Raw genomic sequence first — 10,723 nt, 5'->3', positions numbered from 1 at the left:
GGACGGCGACGGCGTGTTCGGCGAGACCGGGACCGCCGCCCCGCAGGGCGACGAGGCCGGCGCCGCGCCGACGTTCGATGCGACCGACCTGACCGGCGGCGACACCACCGCGATCGCGCTGCGCGTGACCGACGCCGCGGGCCGGACAGCCGAGGGCGCCGGCGAGGTGCGGGTGGTCAGCGTGCCGCCCGTCATCCACGGCGTGACCAACGACGGCCCGGTCGGCACCACCATGCCGGTGACCATTACGGTCGACGCCACCGATCCCGTCGGCCTTTCCACCGCCGCAGCAGCCGCCTTGCAAAAGGTCGGCATCTCCTTCCTCGAACTGCGCGAGCAAAAAACCTTTGGCAATTTCGGAACCAGCGACGTGCCGCCGGTATCGCCGCACATCCGCAAGGTGTTCACGAACCCGCTCGTGCTCAATCAGGAATATACGCTCGAAACCGCGCAGGCCGATCTTGCGAGTGGCTTGGCCGATGCCATCAGCTTTGGTCGCCCCTATATCTCCAACCCGGACCTAGTCGAACGCCTGCGGGCGGGAGCCGAAGTGGCACCTGACAATTTCAAGACCTGGTACTCGCCGGGTGCAGAGGGCTATACCGACTATCCGACGCTGGAGGCCGAAGCGGCCTAAGCTATGGGCGATACGAGCGCAAAGCTGGTAGCCATAATCCCGGCTCTCGTCTTTGCGCTGATCGCCATTCTCGAATTCTTCCGGCCGAGGCGTGAACTGCGCTTCGGCCGTTTGCGTCGCTGGACCACGGGTCTGATCCTGTTCGCCAGCAATCGTGTAATTGTTTGGATCATCGCCTGGATAATCGCCGTTCCCGCAATTGCGCTTTGGGCCGAGGCAAAGGACATCGGCCTATTCAATCGCTTGGCAGTGCCGCAGTGGGCCGAAATATTGGGTGCCTTACTGTTGCTTGATTTCGCTATGTGGCTGCAACATCTACTGACCCACAAGGTGCCGCTGCTATGGCGTCTCCACAAAGTGCACCATGCCGATCCCGACATCGATGTTTCGACCGCCATCCGTTTTCACCCGGGTGAGATCGCCTTTTCCATCCTTTGGAAGATCGGCTGGGTTCTGCTGCTGGGCGTCTCCGCGCCCGTTATTATCGCTTTCGAAGCCTGGCTCGCGGCCAATGCTGCCTTCAACCACGGTAACATTGCATTGCCGCGCTGGCTTGACCGACTGATCCGGCCATTTCTCGTCACTCCGGATATGCACCTCGTCCATCACAGCACTGCACTCAAAGAGCAGCAAAGCAATTACGGCTTTGCACTGACCATCTGGGACCGGCTGTTCGGAACCTATCGTGCGGAGTCGGAATTTGGCCGCAATCATCAGCCGATCGGTTTGCAGGAACTGCAGGATGAACGCCCCACCCATGCAGGGGTCAGCCTGAAGTTACCGTTGACGTAACGTCAGCTACTGACATCTCGGAAGGTATTGACGAGACGTGTTCAAAAGCGCAGTTTTCCGCTTGAGGGAGAGGGAAACATGGCATCAATTCGCAAGATTGCACTGGGCACTGTCGCGGCTGCAGCGGTGGGCGCGGGACTGTATTTCGGCTGGGGCGCTTTCAAGGAAAGCCGTGAGGCGAGCCGCGCTGCGGAGATGCAGGAAGCCAACGACAAAGAAATTACTAGCGGCATCGCGACCAAATTGCTCTGGGGCGATACGCACCTGCACACCTCGAACTCAATCGACGCTTTCGGCTTTGGCGTGAAGATTGGCCCGGAAGAAGCGTTGCGATTTGCGCGCGGCGAAGAAGTGAAATCGACTATGGGGCTGCAGGCGAAACTCGATCGCCCGCTCGACTTTTTGGTGATTGCCGACCACTCCGGAGGCTTAGGTGCCACCCGTGCGCTTTATGATGCACCGCGCTTCATGATCAAGGACAAGACGCTGCTGCGCTGGCACGACATGATGCACGAAGGCGAAGATGGCATGCAGCGCGTCACCGCCGAGCTGATTAACATGGCGGGCGAAGGCAAGCTGGCAGATCTGTTCCCGCCCGAACAGTCGCGCAAGAACACGATGAAGATCTGGCAAAGCCATACTGCGATCGTCGAACGTTACAACGAACCCGGCAAGTTCACCGCCTTCATGGGCTTTGAATATACGTTGATGCCCAACGGCGACAATTTGCACCGCGTCGTGATGTTCCGCGACGGTAAACTACGCGCTGATCAGGTGCGGCCATTCGACCCGACCTCTGACAACAGCGACAAGCCCGATCAGCTCTGGGACTATATGGACGCCTATGAGAAGAAGACGGGCGGCAAAATGCTGGCGATCCCGCACAACAGCAACGTATCCAATGGCTTGATGTTTGAGATGGTGCAACCGGGTGGCGGTGCGATGACCGCCGATTATGCCCGTCGCCGCGCCGCACGTGAGCCACTGGTCGAAATTACCCAGATCAAGGGTGACAGCGAGAGCCATCCCTTCCTTTCACCGAATGACGAGTTTGCCAATTTCGGTGATGCCGGATGGGAACTCGGCAACCTGACGATGCAACGCAACAAAACGCCGGATATGCTGGGCGGAGATTATGTCCGCGAGGCATTGAAACGTGGTCTGGCTATCGAAGCGAAGACTGGGGTTAACCCTTACAAATTCGGCCTGATCGGTTCGACGGACAGCCATACGGCGCTTGCGACAGCCGATGAAGACAATTTCTTCGGCAAACACAGCGGCAACGAACCCAATGCCACGCGTGCAGCTTCCGCGCAGAATCTGGGCACGCGCCAAGGCCGCTTCGGCTGGCATTATCTGGCGGGTGGCTATGCTGCCGTCTGGGCGACTGCCAACACCCGAGCAGCCATTTTCGACGCAATGATGCGGCGTGAAGTCTATGCAACCACGGGCCCGCGCATGCAGGTACGCGTTTTTGGTGGCTGGGATTTCAGCAACAAAGATTGGGCTGGTGACTGGGTAAAGACGGGCTATGCACGCGGCGTACCTATGGGGGCTGACTTAAAGGCAGGCACAGGCAAACCGAGTTTCCTGATTTCCGCGCTCAAGGATCCGGAAGGCGCCAATCTGGACCGTGTCCAAGTGGTAAAGGGCTGGGTCGATGCGTCGGGCAAGATGCAAGAGAAGGTCTTTGACGTAAGCTGGTCCTCACCAGACGAACGCAAGTTGGTTGGCGGCAAACTGACCCCGGTGGGGGACACGGTCGACATCAAAAAGGCAACCTATTCCAACAGTATCGGGGCGCCGGAACTGCGCACGGTGTGGAGCGATCCCGAATTCAACCCCGGCCAACGCGCTTTTTATTATGTGCGTGTGCTCGAAATACCTACTCCGCGCTGGGTGTTGTTCGACATGATCCGCTACGGCGCAAAGTTGTTGCCTGAAATGGAGCTGAAGTCGCAGGAGCGCGCCTACACGTCGCCGATCTGGTACAACCCGACGGTCTGATTATTCGACAGCGATCCCGGCCAGTGAAGGGTCGGGATCCGCTATCCCCATCAACCGCCGCATGGCGAGCCGGGCGAGGCGCTGCATCTCGACCTTGCGCCGCGCCGCTGCCAGCGGCACCAATGCGGCGGAGCGGACGATTTCCGCATCATAGGCATCCGCCACGATCAGGCCTGTGCGATCAGGCAGGAATGCCTCCCCCTCAATCGGCGAGAAATCAAAACCTGCTGGAACCGCCCAGAAGAAGCGGTCGCAATAATCGAGATATTCGGGCCATTTCTGGTCACCCAGCAGGTCCGCACGCGAGACCTTGATTTCGACGACAATGATTTCGCCCTTGGCATTGATGCCCATCAGATCGGCCCGGCGATTGTTGCGCAGGCTGACCTCGGGCTGCACCATGATCTGGTTACGAAGAAATAACCGGCTGACGCCGCGCGCGACCGCTGCCGAATCAATTTGCAGACCTATAGAATTGCTCGCCATGTCAAACGGCTAGAACGAAGCGCGAACAAGATAAAGCCCTTTCTGCCTTGGCAGCGCGTCGCCCAGCCGATAGGGTCAAGCCATGAAGGAAAAAACGGTTGCCGAAATAACCGCTGCCCACGGAGGTTTCGACCCGAGGCTGGCGATCAGCTTCATGGGCAAGGCTGGCCATGGCGGCTTTCTGGGCATGGACTATGTCGGCCATGGCGAAGATTGGGTCGAACTGGCGATTGATTGGCGTGAGGATCTGGTTGGTGACCCCAATACCGGCGTCCTCGCCTCCGCAGTGGTCATCAGCCTGATGGACAATGCGACCAGCATGTCGATCTGGACCAAACTGCAGGAGTTCCGCCCGCAGGTGACGATGGATCTGCGCGTGGACTATCTGCGCCCCTCGCCCAAAGGTGCGCGTGTTTTTGGACGCGGCTATTGCTATCACCTTTCGCACAGCATCGGCTTTGTCCGCGGTGTGGCGCATAATGGCAATCTTGATGAGCCGCTCGCGCATGTCAGCGGTACATTTATCCGGGTGGGGGACCGCCTCGGATGACAACGCCCGATCCCCGCACCGAATTGCTGCCGCCTTATGCGCGCGCGCTCGATATGGTCATCACAGGAATTCATAATGGTGCGCCGCTGATAGAAATGCCCTTCGCCAACAAGGTGCAGGGGCGCCCCGGCTTTCTGCATGGCGGCGCAATTTCTGGCTTGCTCGAAATGGCAGCGGTTGCCGCCATCCAGCATGCGCTACACGAAAGGGGCGACGAGGCGACGTTCAAGCAGGTCAATGTCACCATTGATTTCATGCGCGGTGGAACGCCGCAGACGACCTATGCCGTGGGCGAAGTTACCCGGCTTGGTCGCACCATGGCCAATGTCGAGGCGCGTGCCTGGCAGGATGATCCGACCAAGCCGATCACCATCGCCTATCTCCATTATCTGCTGAAACGAAGCTGAGGCTCAGGCCTCTCCGTGCGTTTCCACCAATGCGGCGGTAATCGCCTCTTCGGGCGATTTGCCACCCCAGATGATGAACTGGAACACCGGATAGAAACGCTCGCACTCGTCGAGCGCCACATCGATGATTGTTTGCGCCTGATCGACCCCCAAAAGGCCGTTGGGCGGCAGCAGGCTGCCATGCCGGAACAGCAGCATACCGTTCGACGACCACAGGTCGAAATGTCCTATCCAGAGTTGTTCATTGATCAGGCCGAGTGCCTTATAGACATCGTCGCGCTTGTCGCTGGGCACGGTGACATCGGGCATGACGAGCAGTTGCAACGCATTGTCTTCTTCGCGCCAGATGGCCCTTATTTGATAGCTGGTCCAACTGCCCTTGAATTCCGCGCTGACTTCCTCGTCGCTGACAGGCTCAAAATCCCAACCGCGCGCTTCAAAAAGCGCGGCGAGCATGTCCAATGGCGCAGTCTCTTCGCGCTCGAACTCGGTAAAATCTTCGTCCTGGTTGCGCATCGCGGCCCTGTCGCTTGTTATGCATGGTAAATGCCTGTCGGCGGACTCGCGCGCAACTGCCTAAGCACGCGAAGGTGCATTAGTCTGTGGGCCATATGTGGATAAGGGCGCTAAGCCCTTTATTTCTTGGGCGCTGCCTTTGGCTTGGGCGCGGGCTTTGCCGCCGCTTTCGGCGCCACCTTGGCTTTACCCGATGCAGCCTCAAGCGCAGCCACCCGCGCCTTCAGTTCCTCGGCCTCGGCACGCGCCGTTGCCGCCATTTGCTTAACAGCATCAAATTCTTCGCGACTGACAAGGTCCATACCCGCGACCCATTCGCGGGTGCGCTCACGAAATCCTGCCTCGGCCTCGCGGCCCATGCCAGCGACCGTTCCGGCAACGCCGTTCAGGAATTTCGAAAGATCGTCAAAAATGCGCTTGTCGCTCTGCATGGCTCAGGCTCCGATTTCGGAAGTTGCTGCAGGAACATATAGTCGCTCTGCATCGGGGTTCAATTGGTCGATCTGGTAATTGAGAATCGCCGCAAAACTGAGCCAGGCGAGGTATGGCACCAACAGCCATGCAGCCACTGGGCGAATGCGCCCGAAGACAATTGTTGTGGCAAATGCGGTGCCCCATATCGCGAGAAGCAGATAGAAAGCGGCCGTCACCTGATGCTGGCCGAAAAACAGCGGCGACCAATAGAGGTTCAAGGCCAACTGGCCGAGAAAAAGCGCTATAGCGATACCACGCAGTCGCGCGCCACGTGCGTTCAAGATCATCGAAAAAGCGATGCCCATCAGCAGATAAAGGATCGGCCAAACGACACCAAAGGCCCAGCCCGGGGGCTGCGCCTCTGGCTTCACCAGTTCGGCAAACCAGCTATTTTGCTCGCCCGATCCGGAAATTGTGCCCGAGAGAAATCCGAGTAACATGATCGTCGGGACGACGAACAAGGCCCATCGCAACAGCGACATCCGCAATTGGGAGGGAGAGGCAAGCTGGCTCATTCTGTTCCCTTCGGCCTGTGAGAATCGGCTAACCAAAGTCTTACGCACCGCATTCGGAAACGACAAGGCCGCTCACCCAAAAGGGGAAGCGGCCTGCCAAATATTCAATATTTTGGAGCGAATTACGCCTTGCGCGTACCCGAAACCGGCATCGAACCGAAGGCACCTGCCTTGACTTCGCCGGTGATGCTGTCGCCATCTACGGTGGCAGTGCAATCGAGCGTCATCGGCATCGGCACAGTCATGTCCATTTTCCAGCTGAGCGTGTTGCCGCTGACGCTGCCATTGGCAATGTCCATCGAACCCAGGCTGCCCTGCATTTTGCCGGTGAAGCTGTCACCATCGCTGTTGATGGTCAGAACCGACTTCTGGTCACCCATCGGGCTTTTGACGGTTACTTCCCAATCGCCATCTACTGCTGCCATTAATCGTCTCCTCTTGATTCAGGTGTTAATTTGCATTGGTGTCAGTAGGCTTAGCAGCTTCGGATTGCATTTCAACCGGCAATCCAAGCGCTTCCAACTGCGGCTTTACCTTAGCGGCATCGCCTACCACGACCCAGCTCATCTTGTCAGGGTTGATCTTGGATTTGAACTCGGCTGTCATGCTTTCTGGAGTCAAAGCGGCATATTTTCCAGCCAGCTTTTCGGCATAGTCGAAGGGACGCTTGAACAGCGCATCGGCGCGCATCTGACCAAGAACGGCCGCCGATTGCTCATAGCTGCCAGGAAGTTCGAGAACATTGCTGACCACAGTCGTGTCACGCTCTTCCTTGGTTATCGGCTTGCTCGTCACAAAATCTCGCGCCTGGCTCAACAGCACGCCCAGCGACGGGCCGGTCTGGTTGGTCTGTACCGGTGCGAACACAAGGAATGGCACGCGGGCTTCATTGCCACCGACTTGCGAACGCACCCCGTAAGACCAACCCTTGGTTTCACGCAGATCCATGTTGATGCGAGAGGTGAAATCACCGCCGAAAATCTCGTTGGCGCTGCGCAACGGCAACAGATCATCGCTGCCCTTGGCGTCCAGCACCTTGCCACCAAGGATGAACGACTGTGGCGAATTGGGCCGGTCGATCAGGACAATGCGCGCTTTCGCTTCTGGAAGGGCAACAGCGAAATTCTTGGCCGGAGCCGCGCTCGCTTTCGGTTTCCAATTGCCGAACTGCTTGTTGAGCAATTTGGTGATTTCCTTGAGCGAAGTGTCACCGACAACAAAGATTTCTGCCTTCGCCGGATGAATCCAGCTTTGGTGGAAGGACACCACATCAGCACGCGTCAACGTACGCACCGCTGCTTCATCACCCGTCCCCGTTTGCGAACCGCCATAGGGATGCGCCTTGCCGTAAATGATTTCCGGCAACGCACGCAGCGCCAAACCTTGTGGCTGGTTCTTCTCGCCCGCGATGCGTGTAAGCTGTTGGACGCGGACGCGTTCCAGATCCTTTTCGGCGAAGGCTGGATTCTTGACCACATCGGCCAGCAAATCGATGGATGCGGCCAGATTCGGTTTCACCGCACGCAGCGACGCGACGGTCCGGTCCTGCGCCGAGGCCACATTGATATCCGCCCCCAGACGTTCTTCTGTTTCCGCAAGCTGCGTTGCGTTCAATGTTAGCGTGCCTTCCGACAGCAAATTGCCCATGATGTTCGAAACGCCGCGCTTGTCAGCCGGATCGGCGGCATAGCCCGCGTCAAAGCTTACCGCAATGCGTACAGCGGGGACGGCATTACGGCGCGCGAAATGCACTTTGATGCCGTTTTTCAGCTTGCCGGTTTCGACCGTCGGAAAATCGAGCGCCGGGGTTGCGCCGGGTGCCGGCATTTTGCTGCGATCTGCCTTGACGCCTGAAGTCGCGTGGCCATCGCCGCCCGGTGCCAAATAGAAGGCCGGAGTGGTCAGGCCGCCGGTGCGCGCGCCGGAACCCGATGCGACTTCCTTATAGGCTTCGCGCTCACCTGGTTCGACGCGGATTTCCAGCACCGGACGCGTGAGCCATTTCTGCATGGCTGCGGAAATGGTTTCGGGCTTCAAAGCCGCGAGCCGTTCCAGCTCCTTTTTGTAATAATCGGCATCGCCGGTGTAGAGCTGTCCCTCGGCAAGCGCGACCGCCTTGCCGCCAAAGCCGCCGACCTGTTCAAGCCCGTCGATCCGGCCTGCTGCCTCACTCGCCGCAACGCGCTGAACTTCGTCGGCGGTCGGCCCCTTGGCGATGTAATCCGCCATGATGTCGTCGAGCCGCTTGGCAACAGCGTCCGCATCACCGCCGGGCTTCACATCGGCCTGTACCCAGAACAGGCTGCCATGAACGAAAGGCAGAACGAAGGAGGAGACCGAAACCGCGCTTTGTTCTTCGCGCACCAGGATATTATCAAGACGTGAGCTGGCAAGGCCGCCCAGCACCGAAGCACCAGCGCGCAACGCGGTATAGTCCGGGTCAGCCAGGCCTGGGACAATCCAGTTGCGATAGATACGCGTGGCTGGAACCTTGTCCTTCAGCACAATCTTTTTCGGCGCGTCCAGTGTCGGGATAGGTGCATTGACCGGCGGAACGTCACGGCCACGTGCCACATCGCCGAACCATTTCTGCACCAGCGGCTTCGCCTGCGCCGCATTCACATCACCGGCGAGCACCAGTACTGAATTGTTCGGACCATAATAATCTTTGAACCACTGCTTGAAGTCATCAAGCTTGGCAGCCGCCAGATCTTCAAGGCTGCCGATCGTATTGTGGTGATAGGGGTGGCCAACGGGGAACAGATTTTCCGACTGGGCATATTCAACCAAGCCATAAGGTTGGTTGTCGCCCTGACGCTTTTCATTGGAAACAACGCCGATCTGCGTCTTCACCGACTCTTCGGTCAGGCCGCCAAGCAGGTGACCCATGCGGTCGCTTTCAAGGAAAAGCGCGGATTCGAGAGCGCTGGTCGGGACCGTCTGGAAATAGTTGGTGCGATCGAGCCAGGTTGTGCCGTTCAGATCGGTCGCGCCAATCTGTTTGGTGTACTGGAAATAATCGCCCGGCGCATTTTCGCTGCCATTGAACATGATATGCTCGAACAAATGGGCAAAACCGGTTTGGCCCTTGGGCTCATGCTTGGAACCAACGCCATACCAGATCGAAACCGCTACCACCGGTGCCTTGCGGTCTTCGTGGACAATCACCGTCAAACCATTGTCGAGGGTGAATTTCTCATAGGGGATATTGACCGTTTTCACGAGGTCGGCGACGGGCGCAGGAGCGGATTTGGCGATGGCGGCGCTCGACAGAGCAACAGTCGATACGGCAAGCGCCAGCGTGAGTTTGCGGATCATGTAAAAGCTCTCCTCAGGGAAACTTATGTGCCCTTTCAGGCGGATAGTACGGATATACTGCGGCAGGCGGCGAATACAATGCGGGTAAACACCTTTTCGACAAACAGCCGAATGCAGGCGACATCATTCTTTTTCGGCGGCCTTGCGAACGCGCAATTTGTCGATTTTGCGACCATCCATGTCGACCACTTCAAAGTGCCAGCCATTGTCGACAAAGCTCTCGCCCTCTTCGGGCAAATGGCGAAGTATCTGAAGAACATGCCCCGCAGCGGTCGCATAGTCCCGATCTTCCGGCAGTTGGATATCCAATGCCTGCGCCATTGCGTCTGCGGCCATGCCTCCGTCTATCAGAAGCGAACCGTCGTCGAGTGTCACGATGTTCGCCGCACTCCCCTGTTCTTGATCAGACGCAAATTCTCCCGCTATCGCGGCGAGCAGGTCATTGGGCGTGACGATACCTTCGAAATGACCATATTCGTCGTGTACCAGCAACATCGGAACTTCCGATTTGCGCAGGATTTCGAGTGCATCCATCGCGTCTAGCTGGTCTGGAACAATTTCCGCCTTGCGCATCATGGTACGTAAATCAAGCGGACGCCCTTCGATCTGGGCGGCAACAATGTCACGCGCTTGCACCACGCCAATAATGTCGTCGACGCTCTCGCCCATGACGGGGAGGCGGGTATGCGGCGAATTCAAGAGCCGGTCACGGATCGTTTCGGCGCTGGCATCTGCTGCAATTGTGTCAACTTCCGTCCGCGGCGTCATCACTTCGCGCACGGGTCGATCCGCAAGCCTGACAACGCCCGAAATCACCTTATGCTCATGCTCTTCGATGATTCCGGCATGCGTTGCCTCGGTGAAAACGACTTTCAGCTCTTCGGTGGTCAGCGCGTCGCGATTGTCGCGGTTGAGGCCGAGCAGTTTGAAAATCAGACTACTCGATTTGTCGAGCAACCAGACAAAAGGCGCGGCTATCCGGGCCAGCCATTCCATCGGACGTGCGACTATCGCCGCTATT

11 protein-coding genes and 1 pseudogene are annotated in these 10,723 nt (G+C 58.2%); 5 read left to right on the top strand and 7 right to left on the bottom strand.

Annotation, left to right across the window (positions count from 1 at the left end):
- The 3 genes and pseudogenes from Q0239_RS04790 to Q0239_RS04780 all read left to right on the top strand — a co-directional run.
- Positions 1-637: pseudogene (locus Q0239_RS04790) on the top strand (alkene reductase); the annotation flags it as partial.
- 3 nt (positions 638-640) lie between these two features.
- Positions 641-1,429, top strand: coding sequence for a sterol desaturase family protein (locus tag Q0239_RS04785; protein ID WP_298599236.1), 789 nt, complete (start codon positions 641-643; stop codon positions 1,427-1,429).
- Between the two features lie 78 nt (positions 1,430-1,507).
- Positions 1,508-3,436: a DUF3604 domain-containing protein gene (locus Q0239_RS04780; protein WP_298599233.1), complete on the top strand. Its 1,929-nt coding sequence runs from the start codon at positions 1,508-1,510 to the stop codon at positions 3,434-3,436.
- Here the strand turns inward: Q0239_RS04780 and Q0239_RS04775 are convergent, their stop codons facing one another.
- Positions 3,437-3,922: an MmcB family DNA repair protein gene (locus Q0239_RS04775; protein WP_298599230.1), complete on the bottom strand. Its 486-nt coding sequence runs from the start codon at positions 3,920-3,922 to the stop codon at positions 3,437-3,439. It lies immediately after the preceding gene.
- A gap of 82 nt (positions 3,923-4,004) precedes the next feature.
- Here Q0239_RS04775 and Q0239_RS04770 point away from each other — a divergent pair, with 82 nt between their 5' ends.
- Together Q0239_RS04770 and Q0239_RS04765 are read left to right on the top strand one after the other, a co-directional pair.
- The gene (locus tag Q0239_RS04770; protein ID WP_298599227.1) at positions 4,005-4,472 is read left to right on the top strand and encodes a PaaI family thioesterase; all 468 of its coding nucleotides are present in this window, start codon (positions 4,005-4,007) and stop codon (positions 4,470-4,472) included.
- On the top strand, positions 4,469-4,879 hold the full coding sequence (locus Q0239_RS04765) for a PaaI family thioesterase (RefSeq protein ID WP_298599220.1): 411 nt from the start codon (positions 4,469-4,471) through the stop codon (positions 4,877-4,879). The genes Q0239_RS04770 and Q0239_RS04765 overlap by 4 nt, the downstream gene beginning before the upstream one ends.
- A 3-nt stretch (positions 4,880-4,882) precedes the next feature.
- Here the strand turns inward: Q0239_RS04765 and Q0239_RS04760 are convergent, their stop codons facing one another.
- The 6 genes from Q0239_RS04760 to Q0239_RS04735 form a co-directional block, all read right to left on the bottom strand.
- Positions 4,883-5,395, bottom strand: coding sequence for a YbjN domain-containing protein (locus Q0239_RS04760; RefSeq protein WP_298599217.1), 513 nt, complete (start codon positions 5,393-5,395; stop codon positions 4,883-4,885).
- 119 nt (positions 5,396-5,514) lie between these two features.
- Positions 5,515-5,826: an accessory factor UbiK family protein gene (locus Q0239_RS04755; protein ID WP_298599214.1), complete on the bottom strand. Its 312-nt coding sequence runs from the start codon at positions 5,824-5,826 to the stop codon at positions 5,515-5,517.
- 3 nt (positions 5,827-5,829) lie between these two features.
- Positions 5,830-6,384: a TspO/MBR family protein gene (locus Q0239_RS04750; RefSeq protein WP_298599211.1), complete on the bottom strand. Its 555-nt coding sequence runs from the start codon at positions 6,382-6,384 to the stop codon at positions 5,830-5,832.
- Between the two features lie 122 nt (positions 6,385-6,506).
- Positions 6,507-6,809 (bottom strand): hypothetical protein, encoded by a 303-nt coding sequence (locus Q0239_RS04745; RefSeq protein WP_115550438.1) that lies wholly within the window; start codon positions 6,807-6,809, stop codon positions 6,507-6,509.
- Positions 6,810-6,834: 25 nt separating this feature from the next.
- The gene (locus tag Q0239_RS04740; RefSeq protein ID WP_298599203.1) at positions 6,835-9,702 is read right to left on the bottom strand and encodes a pitrilysin family protein; all 2,868 of its coding nucleotides are present in this window, start codon (positions 9,700-9,702) and stop codon (positions 6,835-6,837) included.
- Between the two features lie 123 nt (positions 9,703-9,825).
- On the bottom strand, positions 9,826-10,723 hold an 898-nt coding region (locus Q0239_RS04735; RefSeq protein WP_298599200.1), incomplete at its 5' end, for a hemolysin family protein.

The sequence above is a fragment of the uncultured Sphingorhabdus sp. genome (assembly GCF_937872355.1).
In the GTDB taxonomy this organism is placed as follows: Bacteria; Pseudomonadota; Alphaproteobacteria; order Sphingomonadales; family Sphingomonadaceae; genus Sphingorhabdus_B.
This window is presented reverse-complemented; position numbering and strand designations above follow the sequence as displayed.